Origin of the sequence: Geodermatophilus sp. CPCC 205506 (assembly GCF_051383635.1) — a bacterium.
Classification (GTDB): domain Bacteria; phylum Actinomycetota; class Actinomycetes; order Mycobacteriales; family Geodermatophilaceae; genus Geodermatophilus.
The window spans coordinates 207,127-220,841 of record NZ_JALPKP010000001.1 but is presented as its reverse complement, the minus strand read 5'-3'; the positions used below and the strand labels follow the sequence as shown (position 1 = coordinate 220,841).

The window sequence follows — 13,715 nt, the reverse complement described above, 5'->3', positions numbered from 1 at the left end:
CCGTCACCGTCGCCCTGTCCACTTACAGTCGTGAACCGTGACCCGCGCAGCGGCGTTCTTCGACCTGGACAAGACGGTCATCGCCAAGTCCAGCACCCTGGCCTTCGGCCGGCCGTTCTTCCAGGGCGGGCTGATCAACCGCCGCGCCGTGCTCAAGGGCGCCTACGCCCAGTTCGTCTTCTCCCTGTCCGGCGCCGACGCCCAGCAGATGGAGCGGATGCGCGCGCAGATCACGCAGATGTGCACCGGCTGGGACGTCACCACGGTGCACGAGATCGTCCGCGAGACGCTGCACGACATCGTCGACCCGCTGATCTACGCCGAGGCCGCCGACCTGATCGAGGAGCACCGGGCGGCGGGCCGGGAGATCGTGATCGTCTCCAGCAGCGGTGCGGAGATGGTGGAACCGATCGGCGAGCTGCTGGGGGCCGATCGGGTGGTCGCCACGCGCATGGTGACCGTCGAGGGACGCTACACCGGGGAGATCGACTTCTACGCGTACGGGGAGAACAAGGCGGTCGCGGTCCGCGAGGTGGCCGCCGAGAACGGCTACGACGTGGCCGACTGCTACGCGTACAGCGACTCGATCACCGACCTGCCGATGCTGTCGGAGGTCGGCCACCCGACGGCGGTGAACCCCGACCGAGGGCTGCGCAAGGCCGCCGTCGAGCGCGGCTGGCCGGTTCTGGAGTTCACCCGGCCGGTGTCCATGCGTTCGCGGTTCGCCGTGTCCTCGGCGCCGGTGGTGACCGGCGCGGCGATGGGCGTCGGTGCCGCGGTGGTCGGGCTGGCCTGGTACGCCCGGCGGCGCGCCCTCCGCGAGGGCGCTGCCGGTCCCTCCACCCCACTCCCCGGCCGGCGTCGGCGCCGCGGCGCCTGACGAGCCGACCGGCGCCGCGGCGCCTGACCAGCCGACGGCCGCCGCGATGCCTGACGCGGGCGCCGCTTCGCCCGGCCACCGCGGCTCACGGTCACCACCGGCCGGTCCCACCGCGGACCCGCGGACGAGGTCAGCCGCGGAGCAGGCTCTCGCAGATCGCCAGGCCCTCCACGGCGCCGTGCTCGGTGGCACGGCAGCAGTGCACCAGCCATCTCGCCACGCCCTCCGGCCGTCCGGAGGCGTACCCGGCCAGCGCCGCCGCGTACGCCTCCCGCCCCAGCTCGACGAAGCCCACCTCGGGCACCGACACCGCCTTGGGGTCCAGCCCGCGGGCGATGCCGGTCAGCCGGGCCGCCGCCCGCGCCACGATCCCGTCGGCGACGCCGAACGGCGCCAGCGCCGCCAGCTCGCCGTGGACGAGCGCGGCGAGGACCACTGCAGGCACCTCGGTCGTCCCGGTGACGAGGGAGAACAGCCCGCTCAACCGCGGGCCGGCGTGCTGGGCCGGCCGGCCGAGGGCGGCCCGGTCGGTGAGGTCCGCCGCGGCCAGTACGTGCAGCCGGGCCAGCACCTGCCCCGGTGCCCGTGACCAGGTGTCGACCATCGACCCCAGCGCCACCGAACTGCGCAGCGCGCCCTGCACGACCGGGTCGTCCACCTGCCCGGCGCGCAGGCCGGACAGGGGCACGTCGACCCCCTCCAGCGCGGCCGAGGCGCGCGCGCCTCGCAGCGCGGACTCCGCACTCACGCCCGCGGACTCGCGCCGCAGCACCCGGTGGCCGAGCAGCCGGTCGATGCCGCTGCGGGCGGCCAGGGCCGCGTCCCGGACGCCGGGCAGGTCCAGCAGCGGCATCAGCGGGTCGGGGGCGCCCGGACGGGCGGGCCGGGCGGCGCCGGGGCGGACGGGGATGGTCACGACCACGACGGTACGAGGGAGCCGGCGGTGACCCGCGGCAGGCTGGCTACCCTCGCTCCCACCATGGCCCGGCCGCTGACCCTTCTCCTCGTCCGCCACGGGCAGAGCGAGTGGAACGCCGCGGGCCTGATGCAGGGGCAGACGGCCCACGTGCCCCTGACCGACCTCGGGCACGCGCAGGCCTCGGCGGCGGCCCGGGAGCTGCGGGACCTGCGGCCGGGCGTCCTCGTCTCCAGCGACCTGCGGCGCGCCGTGCAGACCGCCGAGCACTGTGCCCGCGCGACCGGTCTGCCCTTCACCACGACCGCCGCGCTGCGCGAGCAGGCCTACGGGGTGCTCGAGGGCCGCCCGTCCCGCGACCTGTGGGACGTCGTCGACTGGGACGACCCGCACTGGGCGGCCGACGGCGGGGAGAGCCTCGCGGAGCTGCACGGCCGGGTCGCGGCGTACCTGGAACACCTGTGCGCCGAGCCGCCGGCGGACGTCGTCGCGCTGGTCACCCACGGCGACACGATCCGGGCCGTGCAGGCGGTCGCCACCGGGCTGGGCCCCGACGCACTGCCGGCGGTCACGCCGCACAACGGCAGCGTGACCCGGCTCGAGGTCCAGCTGTGAGGCCCACCGGATGACACGGGCCCGGGCCGACCGGGGAGCCGCCGGAGCCCGCGACGGAACGGCCGCCCGCCGGTGAGGTGGACGGGTCCGCTCGAGGCCGCCGCGATGCTGACGGTCCTGCCGGTCCCGGCTCGCGCGGCGGCGGGGACCCGGGGCGTGCTGCCGTGGGCTCCCCTCGTGGGCCTGCTGCTCGGCGGCGTCGCCACCGGGGTGGCCGTGGCGGGCGCACACCTGGTCGGCCCGCTGGTGGGCGCGGTGCTGGGGGTGGCGACCCTGGCGGCACTCACCCGCGGACTGCACCTGGACGGCCTCGCCGACACCGCAGACGGGCTGGGCCCGCTGTGCGGGCGGGAGCGGGCACTGCAGGTCATGCACCAGGGGGACGTCGGTCCGTTCGGCGTCGTGACCCTGGTCCTGGCCGTGCTGCTGCAGGTCTCGTGCGCGGCCGTGCTGCTGGCCGACGACCACGGGTGGCTCGGGCTCTGGACGTCGGTGCTCACCGCCCGGATCGCGATGGCGCGCACCGGCCTGCGGGGGGTCGCGCCGGCGGAGGGTTCCGCGCTGGGCCGCGCGGTCGCCGGCACCGTGTCCGGGCGGTGGTTCGGCGGCTGCCTCGTGGTCTGCGTCGTCCTCATCGGGGTCGCGGCCGCCGGCGACCCGGTGCTCGCCGGTCAGCTCCTCGGCGGCGCCGCAGCGGGCCTGGCCGCAGCCGAACTCCTCCTGCGCCGGGCGCGGACCCGCCTCGGCGGGGTCACCGGCGACGTCATGGGCGCGATGGGCGAGACGACGGCCACGGTCACCCTACTGGTGGCCGCGGCCGTCGTCCCCTGATCGTCAGCGGCGGCGGAGCAGCCCGCTCAGCATCCCGCTGATCCCGGAGGCGGCGGTGGTGGGTCGTCCGCGACCGGTCGACCGGGCCGTCGTGCGGCCGAAGCCGCGGCTGGTCGAGGCCCGCCCGGCGGCCGACCGGCCCGTCGTCGCGCGTCCGGCGGTGCGCCCCGTCTTCCGCCCGGCGGCGCCGCCGCCACGCGCGGCGCTGCGTGCAGTGTTCTCTGCCGTGCCCATCAGTCGTCCGAGGATGCTCATGCCGAGGGGTTACCCGGGCCCGGCTGGTCGATGCACGCGTTCGACGGCAGGTCAGCGCAGCAGCAGCCGCCGCACCGACCCGACGAGCCAGTCGACGTACTCCTCGAGGCTCCAGCCGCGGACGCCGATGAGCGCGTCGGACAGCTCGTGGGTGAACACCGCCCACCAGATGTCGGTGGCGCGGTCGACGTCCAGGTCGGGCCGCAGCCAGGCGGCGAGGGCCTCGACCAGCGCCCGGTTGTCCTGGTAGCGGCGGCGCCCGTACTCGGTCCACGCGGCGGCGATCTCCGGATCGGCGGCCGCGGCGGCGGCGAAGACCGCCAGCATGGGGGCGGTCAGCGGCACGTAGCGCAGCGCGATCTCCCGCAGCGCCGCGAGCTTCTCCTCGAGCTCGGGGGCGCCGAAGAACCGCTGGAACCGCTCGCGGGCCAGCAAGGGAGCGTCCTCGTCGTCCCCGGCGACGGAGCGGTCGACGCAGGCGAGGAGCAGCGCCGCCTTGCCGCCCTGCGCGAACACGGTCGGCACGGAGACGCCGGCGGCCGCCGCGACGTCCCGCATGGTCGTCCCGACGTACCCGCACTCGAGGAAACAGCGGCCCGCCGCGTCGAGCACCGCGATCCGCGTCTGCTCGGCCTGCTGGGCCCGCAGCGCTGAGCGGTAGACCCTCTTGCCCTCCGTCACAGGTTCACCATAGCATCGCTTTATTCGTTTTATTGTCACTCAGCTCAAAGGAGAGCACCCGTGACCGCCACCGCCTCCGTCGACCAGCTGCTGCTCCCCGGCCAGGCCGCCGCCCCCGACGGGCCGATCGACCTGGCCGCGATGTACCTGATGCACCGCGCCTTCCGGCGCGACCTGGACGCCTTCACGAGGGTCACCGCCGACGTCCCCGTGGCCGACCGGCGACGCTGGCGGCTCGTGGCCCGCCGCTTCGGGCTGTTCGCCAGCGTGCTGCACAAGCACCACACCGGTGAGGACGCCGGCCTGTGGCCGCTGCTGGCCGAGCGCGGTGCGGACCGGGCCGTGCTCGACGCCCTCGAGGAGGAGCACGCCGTCGTCGACCCGTTGCTCGCCGCGTGCCGCACCCACCTCACTGCGCTCGCCCGCGGGCAAGCCGGGGAGGACGCCCGCCGGGCGCTGACCGACCGGACCGCCGAGCTGCGCGACGCGCTCTGTGCACACCTCGCGCACGAGGAGCGCGACGGGATGGCGCTGGTGCAGGCCCACCTCACGCAGGAGGACTGGGACCGGCTCGACCGCGAGGTGTTCGCCAAGGAGTACCGGCCGCACGAGATCCCCGCCGTGCTCGGCTGGGTGGTCTCGGGCCTCACCGACGAGCAGGTCCGCCGGCTGCCCGGGGCCACGCCGCTGCTGATCCGCGCCGGCCGGCTCATGGCCCGCCGGCTGGAGCGCCGGGACGCACGCGTCTTCGGCGCCGCGCCCGGCCGCACCACCGCCTGAGCGGCCCGCGGATCACGCCCGCGGCGGCGGCCCGGACGAGCCGCGCACCACGAGCCCGGTCGGCAGCACCGTGACCGTCTCGGCCGCTGCCCGCGGAGCAGGTCCGGCAGCGCACCGGCGGCCACCTCGCCCTTGCGCCGGTGCGGCTGCGCCACCGTGGTCAGGCCCAGCCGGACGGCGGGCTCGGCGTCGTCGACGCCCACGACGGTGAGGTCGGACGGCACCCGCAGGCCCAGCCGGGACGCCGTCCGCAGCGCGCCCTCCGCCGGCCGGTCGCTGAGGCAGAGCAGGGCCGTCGGCCGGGGCATGTGCGCCAGGACGGCGGCCACGCCCGCCTCTCCATCCTCGACGGTGCTGCCGGTGCCCTCGGCGACCGGGACGCCGGACCGGTCGACCCCGGCCGCCTCGGCCGCCGCCCGGTAGCCGGCCAGCCGGTCCCGGGTCACCGCGTAGGTGGCCGCCTCCTGCGCGGGCAGGTCCACCAGCCGGCGCTCGGCCCGCCGGGTCAGCCCGAACGCGACCACGCCCAGGCCCCGGTGCCCCAGCCCGCCCTTACGACGGAGGAGAGCGGTCTGCTCCTCGCCGGCACGCCGCTGGGCTGGGCCACCGCGGCCGCGGGCGCGGCGGTCGCCGTCGTCCTCCGGCGTCACGAGCGGACGCGCTCGTGACGCCGAGAGGTGCCGGGGAGGCTCAGTCGGCGCCGAGGGCGTCGGCCATCCGGTGGTGCGGCACCGCCTCGTCGGCCCGGCTCTGCCGCTCCAGCGTCCGCGCGAGCGCCCGACGCGCCCACCCGTTGGCCGGGGCGAGCTCGACCAGCCGGCCCAGCGCCTCCTCGGCGCGGCCGAGCTGCGCGGAACCGAAGTAGGCGCGGGCCAGGAGCTCGAGCGCCGCCTGGTTCGCCGGCTCCGCCTCGACGACGGGCACCAGCACCTTGGCCGCCTCGATCGGCTGCCCCATGGAGAGGAACAGGTCGGCGCGGAGGAACTCGGAGTGCAGGTCCATATCGAACGGGCGGGTCATGCCCCGGTCAACGACGGCGGGCCCGGTGACCTTCCCGCATCCGGACGCCGCACCCAGGCCGAAGAGCAGGCACCAGCACCCCTCCCGCGAGGAGCGTCCCGATGGTCCTGCGTCCCCACTCCCGGCAGCGGACGACGAGCGCGACGCCCGACCCAGGTGCGCGCGTCCTGGTCGTGCACCGGATCGGTGCCGTCGTCGTCGGGCTGGTCATCGCCACCTTCGGCCTGCTCGGCTTCGCCGGCGGGCTGCCCTTCTTCTCCACCGAGGGGGAGCCGATCCTCGGGCTGTCGTCCAACGGCCTGCTGTCGGCGGTCTCCGTCGTCACCGCGCTGGTGCTGTTCGCCGCCGCCGCGCACGGGCCGCGGATCGCCTCGACGGTGATGATCGTCGTCGGGTCGCTGTTCCTCGTCTCGGCGCTGGCCAACCTGGCGGTGATGCGGACGAGCTACAACCTCCTGGCCTTCGAGTTCCCCAACGTGGTCTTCTCCGTCGTCGCGGGGCTCGTGCTGCTGCTGCTCGGGGCCTACGGCCGGGTCAGCGGCAACCTGCCGCCCGAGAGCCCCTACGCCCGCGCGCAGGAGCCCGTCGACGTCGCCGACGAGCGCCCCTCGACCGAGGCCGAGCACGCCGCCGAGCGGGCGATGCGGGACGCCGAGGTGGCCGTCGTCCAGCACACCGCCACCGGCGACCAGCGCCGCCGCGTCGAGGCGATGGCGCTCGTCTCCGGCCGGGCCGAGCGGCGCCGGATCTGGATGTCCTTCGACGCACCCGGCTGACGGCGAGGGGCGCGGCGGGGGGCGCGGCGGGTCCCGGGGCCCGCCGCCGGCGCCCCGTCGTCCCTTCCGCGGACGAGAAGCCGCGCGTGACACTCAGTGCCACCTCCTGGCACCATGTCGCGGGACGTGGCGGGCGTCACCGGCGCAGACCGGTCCCGCCGCCGGTGAGCAGCGAGTCGCGGAGGACGTCATGGCGAGCACGAAGGACTGGTTCGAGACCGTCGAGGAGGCCCAGCACCGCGCGAAGAAGCGGTTGCCGCGGTCGGTCTACCTGGCGCTGGTCGCCGGAACGGAGAAGGGCCTGACGGCGAACGACAACGTCGCCGCCTTCGACGAGATCACCTGGCGCCCGCACGTGGCCGACCTGGCCGCCAAGCGCGAGACGGCGACCACGGTCATGGGCCAGGAGGTCTCCATGCCGGTGCTCGTCTCGCCCACCGGCGTCCAGGCCGTGCACCCCGACGGCGAGGTCGCCGTCGCGCGGGCCGCGGCCGCCGAGGACGTCGCGATGGGCCTGTCCTCCTTCGCCAGCAAGCCGGTGGAGGAGGTCGGCGCCGCGCACGAGAAGATGCTGTTCCAGATGTACTGGGTCGGCTCGCGGGAGACGATCCTCGCCCGCGCCGAGCGGGCCCGCGCCGCGGGTGCCAAGGGACTGATCATGACGCTGGACTGGTCGTTCGCGTCCCGCCGCGACTGGGGCAGCCCGCCGATCCCGGAGAAGATCGACGTCAAGAACGCGCTGAAGTTCGCGCCCGAGGTGCTGCGCAAGCCGCGCTGGCTGGCCACCTACCTGCGCACCGGTGCGATCCCCGAGCTGAGCGTCCCGAACCTCGCCCTCGAGGGGCAGGAGCCGCCCAACTTCTTCGGCGCCTACGGCGAGTGGATGGGCACCGCCCTCCCGCGCTGGGAGGACGTCGCCTGGCTGCGGGAGCAGTGGGGCGGGCCGTTCATGCTCAAGGGCATCACCCGGGTGGACGACGCCCGCCGGGCGGTCGACGCCGGCGTGAGCGCGATCTCGGTCTCCACCCACGGCGGCAACAACCTCGACAGCACCCCCGGCGCGATCCGCTCGCTGCCGGCGATCGCCGAGGCCGTCGGTGACCAGGTCGAGGTGCTCATGGACGGCGGGGTGCGGCGCGGCGGCGACGTCGTCAAGGCGATGGCGCTGGGTGCCAAGGCCGTGATGATCGGCCGCGCCTACCTGTGGGGCATGGCCGCCAACGGGGAGCGCGGCGTGCAGAACGTGCTGTCGATCCTCCGGCAGGGCATCGACGAGGCGCTGCTCGGCCTGGGCAAGTCCTCGGTGCACGACCTCAGCCGCGAGGACGTCGTCCTGCCGGCGGGCTTCACGCGCAGCTGACCCGGGCGACCCGCCGGGCGGCGGGAATGACCCCGCGGCGGGAGGGCTTGCTCGTGGTCGTGCCCTCCCGCCGCCTGCGCCCGACCGCAGCCTTCTGGTCGGCGGCCACGCTGCTGGTCCTGGTCCTCGCCGCGTCGGGGGTGCCCTCGCCGCTGTACCGCGTCTACCAGGAGCGGTTCGGCTTCTCGGCCGGGGTGCTGACGACGGTCTTCGGCATCTACGCGATCGCGCTGCTGGCGGCCCTGCTGGTGGTCGGCCGGCTGTCCGACCACGTGGGGCGGCGCCCGGTGCTCGTCGTCGGCCTGCTCCTCCAGGTCGTCTCCGGCGTGCTGTTCCTGGCGGCCGACGGCGTGGGGTGGCTGCTGGTCGCCCGCGTGGTGCAGGGGCTGTCCGTCGGCACGCTGACCGGCACGCTGGGCGCGATGCTGCTCGACCTGCAGCGCCGCGACCGGCCGCTGGCCGCGATGCTCAACAGCGCCTCGCCGACGATCGGCCTGTCCATCGGGGCGGTCGGCGCCGGCGTCCTCGTCGAGTACACCGGCGAACCGACCCGCTGGGTGTTCGCCCCGCTCGTGCTGGCCTTCCTCGTCGCCACCGCCGCCGTCGCGGTCCTCCCGGAGACCTCACCGCGGATCCCGGGGTCGCTGGCGTCCCTGCGCCCGCAGGTGGGAGTACCGCGCGCGCACCGGGCTCCCTTCCTCGTCGCTCTCCCCTGCCTGGTCGCCACGTGGGCCCTGGGCGGGCTCTACCTCTCCCTCGGCCCGTCGCTGGCGGTCGGCGTGTTCGGCGTCGAGGGCCACCTCGTCGGCAGCCTGCTGATCCTGGCGATGCAGGGCAGCGGCGCGATCGGCTCGATCAGCATGTGGCAGGTGCTGCCGCACCGGTCGATGCTCACCGGGGCGCTGCTGTTCGCGGTCGGGGTCGGCATCACGATCACCGCGCTGGCCACCGGTTCCCTGACCCTGTTCTTCGTCGCCTCGGCGGTCTCCGGCTTCGGCTTCGGGGTGGGGTTCCTCGGCGCGCTCGGCACGATCACCGCCGGTGTCGCGCCCAGCGACCGGGCGGGGCTGCTCTCCAGCGTCTACGTCGCGGGGTACCTGGCGTTCAGCGTCCCGGCGGTCGTCGCGGGCATCGCCGTCGGGCACGTGGGACTGCGGCAGACCGCCGAGGTCTACGGCGCGGTGCTGATCGTCCTGACGCTGATCGCGGTGGCCGGGCTGCTGCGGCGGCGGCGCGTGGTGCGGCAGGAGACCGCCGTGGAGCAGGCCGAGCCGGTCGCCGCCTGACCCTCAGCCGTAGGGGTTGGCTTTGAGCAGCCGGGCCAGGTGCGCGGTGTTGGCCGCCAGCGTGGCGGTCGTGGACGCCACGGCCTCCGGCGTCTCCTCCAGGTCGATGTAGTCGGTGCCGCCCATGGCCTGGTCGTTCCAGTAGGTCCCGGCCTGCGACGGGATGGTGAAGCCGACGTCGTCCAGCGCCTGGAACAGGTCGGCGATGATCTTGTGCGCGCCGTCCTCGTTGCCCACGACGGCGGCCGCGGCGACCTTGCCCGCGACCAGCGGCCGGCCGGAGTCGTCGGTCTCCGACAGCTCGGCGTCGAGCCGTTCGAGGACGCGCTGGGCGACGCTGCTCATGTGCCCCATCCACGTCGGCGTGGCCACCACGAGGATGTCGGCCGCCATGATCTGCGCGCGGATCGCCGGCCACGCGTCGCCGTCGCCCATGTCCAGCTCGACACCCGGCTGCACGTCGTGGTCGACGACGCGGACGACCTCGCCGGTGACGCCGTGCCCGCCGAGCGCCTCCAGTACCTGGCGGGCCATGAGGTCACTGCTGGACGGCGCCGGGGACGGCTTGAGGCTGCACACCAGGGCGACGGCACGGAGGGGCGGGTCGTCGGTCACGACCGGCCCATGCCCGCCCCGCCTGCGGGTTCACACATGCACGAGGGCGGCGGGCACCTCTGCCGGGGTCGCGACGACGACCGCCGCGCCGGCCGCCGCCAGCTCGCCGTCCTCCGCCGGACCCCAGCCGGCCCCGATGCACGGCAGCCCGTGCGCGGCGGCGCCGAGCACGTCGTGCGCGCGGTCGCCGACGAGCACCGGCGCCCGGCCGTGCGGGTGGGCGGCCAGCGCGGCACCGACCACCTGGTCCTTGTGGCGCACCGCCCCGTCCAGCGTCGCCCCGTGGACGCTCGCGAACGCGGCCAGCAGGCCGGTGTGCTCCAGCACCCGGACGGCGAACGGCTCGGGCTTGCTCGTGGCCACCGCCAGCGTCGCGCCGCCGGCCCCCAGGACCGCCAGCAACTCGTCGACGCCGTCGTGGACGGTGACGTCGAGCAGGGCGCCGGCGGTGTAGTGCGCGCGGTACGCGGCGACCGCCCGCGGGACGTCGCCCGGCGGCACGCCGAGCACCAGCGCGAAGCCGTCCTGCAGCGGCGGCCCGACCATCCCGCGGAGCTGGCCGGGCGTGGGCGGGGGCAGCCCGAGCTCCGCGGCCGCGTGCCGCACGGAGGCCCAGATGCCGGGCGTGGAGTCGACCAGCGTGCCGTCGAGATCGAAGAGGACGAGGCGATTCACAGAGAACCCCCAGCTCCGGGGGCTGGCGCCACCCATACGCAGGTGCTGCAATCTTCAAGCACCAGCCGCCGAACCGCCCGAGCCCCGGAGGCCCCGATGACCCGGACCCGCGACGCAGCCGTCGCCAGCCAGACGTCGACCATCCGGCTCGCGCAGGCCGCGGCCGTGCTCTCCGTGCTCGTCGTGCTCTGGCAGTTCTTCTCCGCCGGCCGGCTCCTGGAGGGCGCGGACGCCCTCGGCGGGCACGGCGGCGGGGCGATCGTCCTGCACGTGGCCACCGGGCTCCTGCTGGTCGCCGCCGTCCTGTACGGGCGGCAGTCAGGGCTCTGGTGGCCCGCCGGCCTGGCCGCGGCCGTCTTCGTGCTGACCTTCGTGCAGGGCGCACTCGGCAGCTCCGGCAACATCGCCGCACACGTGCCGGTCGCCGTGGTCGTCACCATCGGCATCGTGTGGCTCACCGCCTGGGCGTTCTGGCCCACCTCGATCTGAGTTCCCCCGACCGGTCAGGCCGGCAGGTCCCCGCCGGGGCCGGCCGCCTCGGCCAGCAGCCGCTCGCGCTGCTCCTCGGGGAGCTTGTCGACGTAGACGGTGCCGTCGAGGTGGTCGACCTCGTGCTGCAGACAACGCGCAGCCATCCCCGTCGCCTCGATGGACACCGGGGAGCCCGCCGCGTCGACGCCGTCCACGCGTGCCCGGAAGGCCCGCGGCAACTCGGCGTAGGGCCCCGGCACCGACAGGCAGCCCTCCTCGGTGACCTCCTCCGCCGGCTCCCCCTCGTGCGGCTCGAGCACGGTCAGCCGCGGGTTCACCACGTAGCCGACGACGTCCTCCCCCGCCGCGTCGGGACAGTCGATCACGAAGACGCGCGCGTCGACACCGATCTGGTTGGCCGCCAGGCCGACCCCGTCCGCGGCCTCCATCGAGGCGAACATGTCGAGGACGAGGTGCCGCAACTCCTTGCCGAACTCGGTCACCGGCGCGCACGACCGGTGCAGCACCGGGTCGCTCCCGTAGGTCACGATCGGCCGGGCAGTGCCGGAGTACCGGCCGGGCAGGCGCATGACCGCCGATCCTAGGGACGACGGGCCGCGCCGTCCGGCTCGGGGACGGCGCGGCCCGCGCGGTCGGATGCCGGCCGGTCAGCGCGCGGGCGAGGTCCGCCGCACTCCCCGGACGAGCCGGACTCCCCGGGCGAGTCGTGCCGACGGGCGCGCGGTCCCGGGGCGGGCCCGGCGCGGCACCCGGTGCAGCGCGCCGCGCGGCGCGGACAGGACGGGGAAGCCGGACGGGTCGGTCCGGAGGTGACTGGCCGGGGGGTCGGCCGGGCCGCGGCCTCCACGGACGGCGGTCACCAGGGTGGCCACCGACAGGCCGGCCACCGCGAGCAGGACGAGCAGGACGAGCGCACCACCTGGAGTCATGCCGCAAGAGTGGCAGCACGAAGGCTGGCAGAAAGCAGTCCACTGCGGCATGGTGGACCGCATGCCACCGCGACCGGACCAGTCCACCTGGGCACGCGAACTGGCCACCCTGGTCGGGCCGGTCGAGGCGGTGCCGGGTCCGCGGTATGCCGGTCTGGCCCGGCGGATCCGCGAGCTGGTCACCACCGGCACCCTGCCCAGCGGCACGCGGCTGCCCGCCGAGCGGGAACTGGCCGCAGCGCTGGGGGCCAGCCGGGTCACCGTCGCCTCGGCCTACCGGCTGCTGCGCGCCGAGGGGTTCGCCGTCACCCGGCACGGCTCCGGCACCGTGACCGAGCTGCCGGCCGCGACCAGTGCCTGGGGGGCGCCGGTCACCGACCCGGAGCTGCTCGACCTCGCGCACGCGGCCCCGGAGGCGGTGCCCGACCTGCTCGACGCCTACCGGCAGGCCGTGGCCGCCCTGCCCGGGCAGGTCGCCGGTCACGGCTACGCGCCCAGCGGCCTGCCGGAGCTGCGGGCGGCGATCGCCGACCGGTTCACCGCCCGCGGCCTGCCCACCGACCCCGACCAGGTGGTCGTCACCGCGGGCACCGGCGACGCCACCTCGATCGTCTTCCAGACGCTGCTGCAGCCCGGCGACCGCGTCCTCGTCGAGCACCCGACCTATCCCGGCGCACTCGGCATGGTCGACGCCGCCGGGGGCCGCTGCGTCCCGGCACCGGTCGACCCGGACGACCCCGACGCCCTGGTCACCTCCGCCGCGCTGGTCACCCGCCAGAGCAGCTCCCGGATGGCCTTCCTCATGCCCGACTTCTCCAACCCGTCGGGCGCCCGGCTGTCGGCGGCGGGGCGGCGCCGGTTGTCGGCAACGCTCTGGCAGCACGGCGTCCTGGCCGTCGTCGACGAGGTGACCGCGGAGCTGCACCTGGACGGCGGCCCCCTCCCGCCGTTCGCCGCCGGGCTGCCCGACGCGGCCACGGTGACCGTCGGCGGGCTGTCCAAGGCCGTGTGGGGCGGTCTGCGGATCGGCTGGCTGCGCACCGACGCGGCGCTGGCCGCCCAGCTGGGTGCCTCGCTGGGCCGGCGGCAGCTGTCGGTGGGCGTCGTCGACCAGCTGGCGGCCGTCGTGCTGATGGCACGCCTGGACGCGATCCTCGAGGAGCGGCGCCGGGTGCTGCGGGAGCGTCGCGAGGCGCTGCTCGCCGAGCTGGCCGTCGCGCTCCCGGGGTGGACCGCCCGCCGGCCGGCCGGCGGGCTGTCGGTGTGGTGCGAGCTGCCGCCCGGGACCAGTTCGGCCGCCCTGACCGCGGCCGCCGCGCCGCACGGACTGGTGCTGGCGGAGGGGCGGGCGTTCGGGACGGGGCACGCGTTCGACGACCGCCTGCGGCTGCCGTTCACCCTGCCGCCGGACCGGCTGCGGACCGCGGTGCGGCTGCTGGCCGGGGTGGCCGCGGGGCTGCCCAGCCGCGGCTCGGGGCACCTGGCCCCCGCCCGCCCGGCCACCGTCGTCTGAGCGGTGCGTCCGACGCACCGGGGTGCCGCGCGCGGACAGCGGGTGGCGACGCGACGCGGCGTGCAATCGCGTCGTCGCTGGGCGTGCGCCC

General features: G+C 75.9%; 17 protein-coding genes and 1 pseudogene. 9 read left to right on the top strand and 9 right to left on the bottom strand.

Annotation, left to right across the window (positions count from 1 at the left end; genetic code table 11):
- The first annotated feature begins 37 nt into the window (after positions 1–37).
- A complete protein-coding gene (locus tag MY520_RS01070) occupies positions 38–880 on the top strand; it encodes an HAD family hydrolase (RefSeq protein WP_436689208.1) in 843 nt (280 codons plus the stop codon).
- A gap of 130 nt (positions 881–1,010) precedes the next feature.
- Here MY520_RS01070 and MY520_RS01065 read toward each other — a convergent pair whose 3' ends face one another.
- Entirely contained in the window at positions 1,011–1,796 is a 786-nt protein-coding gene (locus tag MY520_RS01065) for an oxidoreductase (RefSeq protein WP_436689206.1), read from the bottom strand.
- A gap of 63 nt (positions 1,797–1,859) precedes the next feature.
- Between MY520_RS01065 and MY520_RS01060 the strand changes: the two genes are divergently transcribed.
- Entirely contained in the window at positions 1,860–2,411 is a 552-nt protein-coding gene (locus MY520_RS01060) for a histidine phosphatase family protein (protein WP_436689204.1), read from the top strand.
- Positions 2,412–2,516: 105 nt separating this feature from the next.
- The gene (locus MY520_RS01055; RefSeq protein ID WP_436689202.1) at positions 2,517–3,242 is read left to right on the top strand and encodes an adenosylcobinamide-GDP ribazoletransferase; all 726 of its coding nucleotides are present in this window, start codon (positions 2,517–2,519) and stop codon (positions 3,240–3,242) included.
- Between the two features lie 3 nt (positions 3,243–3,245).
- Here MY520_RS01055 and MY520_RS01050 read toward each other — a convergent pair whose 3' ends face one another.
- Together MY520_RS01050 and MY520_RS01045 are read right to left on the bottom strand one after the other, a co-directional pair.
- Positions 3,246–3,497, bottom strand: coding sequence for a hypothetical protein (locus tag MY520_RS01050; RefSeq protein ID WP_436689200.1), 252 nt, complete (start codon positions 3,495–3,497; stop codon positions 3,246–3,248).
- 51 nt (positions 3,498–3,548) lie between these two features.
- Positions 3,549–4,178 carry a TetR/AcrR family transcriptional regulator gene (locus MY520_RS01045; RefSeq protein WP_436689198.1) on the bottom strand — a complete coding sequence of 210 codons (630 nt, stop codon included), beginning with the start codon at positions 4,176–4,178 and terminating at the stop codon, positions 3,549–3,551.
- Between the two features lie 60 nt (positions 4,179–4,238).
- Between MY520_RS01045 and MY520_RS01040 the strand changes: the two genes are divergently transcribed.
- Positions 4,239–4,958, top strand: a complete 720-nt coding sequence (locus tag MY520_RS01040; RefSeq protein WP_436689196.1) for a hemerythrin domain-containing protein — start codon at positions 4,239–4,241, stop codon at positions 4,956–4,958.
- Positions 4,959–5,092: 134 nt separating this feature from the next.
- On the opposite strand, the pseudogene MY520_RS01035 reads toward MY520_RS01040, so the two are convergent.
- A pseudogene (locus MY520_RS01035) lies at positions 5,093–5,404 on the bottom strand (substrate-binding domain-containing protein); the annotation flags it as partial.
- Positions 5,405–5,648: 244 nt separating this feature from the next.
- On the bottom strand, positions 5,649–5,978 hold the full coding sequence (locus tag MY520_RS01030; RefSeq protein WP_436689194.1) for a tetratricopeptide repeat protein: 330 nt from the start codon (positions 5,976–5,978) through the stop codon (positions 5,649–5,651).
- A 101-nt stretch (positions 5,979–6,079) separates the two neighbouring features.
- Between MY520_RS01030 and MY520_RS01025 the strand changes: the two genes are divergently transcribed.
- The 3 genes from MY520_RS01025 to MY520_RS01015 all read left to right on the top strand — a co-directional run bounded on the left by MY520_RS01025 (position 6,080) and on the right by MY520_RS01015 (position 9,400).
- Positions 6,080–6,754: a DUF4383 domain-containing protein gene (locus tag MY520_RS01025; protein WP_436689192.1), complete on the top strand. Its 675-nt coding sequence runs from the start codon at positions 6,080–6,082 to the stop codon at positions 6,752–6,754.
- Positions 6,755–6,944: 190 nt separating this feature from the next.
- Entirely contained in the window at positions 6,945–8,114 is a 1,170-nt protein-coding gene (gene mftD / locus MY520_RS01020; RefSeq protein ID WP_436689190.1) for a pre-mycofactocin synthase MftD, read from the top strand.
- A gap of 53 nt (positions 8,115–8,167) precedes the next feature.
- Positions 8,168–9,400: an MFS transporter gene (locus tag MY520_RS01015; protein ID WP_436689188.1), complete on the top strand. Its 1,233-nt coding sequence runs from the start codon at positions 8,168–8,170 to the stop codon at positions 9,398–9,400.
- Positions 9,401–9,403: 3 nt separating this feature from the next.
- Here MY520_RS01015 and MY520_RS01010 read toward each other — a convergent pair whose 3' ends face one another.
- Entirely contained in the window at positions 9,404–10,015 is a 612-nt protein-coding gene (locus tag MY520_RS01010; RefSeq protein ID WP_436689186.1) for a flavodoxin family protein, read from the bottom strand.
- Positions 10,016–10,045: 30 nt separating this feature from the next.
- Entirely contained in the window at positions 10,046–10,690 is a 645-nt protein-coding gene (locus MY520_RS01005) for an HAD hydrolase-like protein (RefSeq protein WP_436689184.1), read from the bottom strand.
- A 96-nt stretch (positions 10,691–10,786) separates the two neighbouring features.
- Here MY520_RS01005 and MY520_RS01000 point away from each other — a divergent pair, with 96 nt between their 5' ends.
- Positions 10,787–11,179, top strand: a complete 393-nt coding sequence (locus MY520_RS01000; RefSeq protein WP_436689182.1) for a hypothetical protein — start codon at positions 10,787–10,789, stop codon at positions 11,177–11,179.
- A 14-nt stretch (positions 11,180–11,193) separates the two neighbouring features.
- On the opposite strand, the gene def is transcribed toward MY520_RS01000, so the two are convergent.
- Together def and MY520_RS00990 are read right to left on the bottom strand one after the other, a co-directional pair.
- Positions 11,194–11,751: a peptide deformylase gene (def, locus tag MY520_RS00995; RefSeq protein WP_436689180.1), complete on the bottom strand. Its 558-nt coding sequence runs from the start codon at positions 11,749–11,751 to the stop codon at positions 11,194–11,196.
- Between the two features lie 78 nt (positions 11,752–11,829).
- The gene (locus MY520_RS00990) at positions 11,830–12,111 is read right to left on the bottom strand and encodes a hypothetical protein (RefSeq protein ID WP_436689179.1); all 282 of its coding nucleotides are present in this window, start codon (positions 12,109–12,111) and stop codon (positions 11,830–11,832) included.
- A gap of 61 nt (positions 12,112–12,172) precedes the next feature.
- Here MY520_RS00990 and MY520_RS00985 point away from each other — a divergent pair, with 61 nt between their 5' ends.
- On the top strand, positions 12,173–13,624 hold the full coding sequence (locus tag MY520_RS00985; RefSeq protein ID WP_436689177.1) for a PLP-dependent aminotransferase family protein: 1,452 nt from the start codon (positions 12,173–12,175) through the stop codon (positions 13,622–13,624).
- Positions 13,625–13,715: the final 91 nt, after the last annotated feature.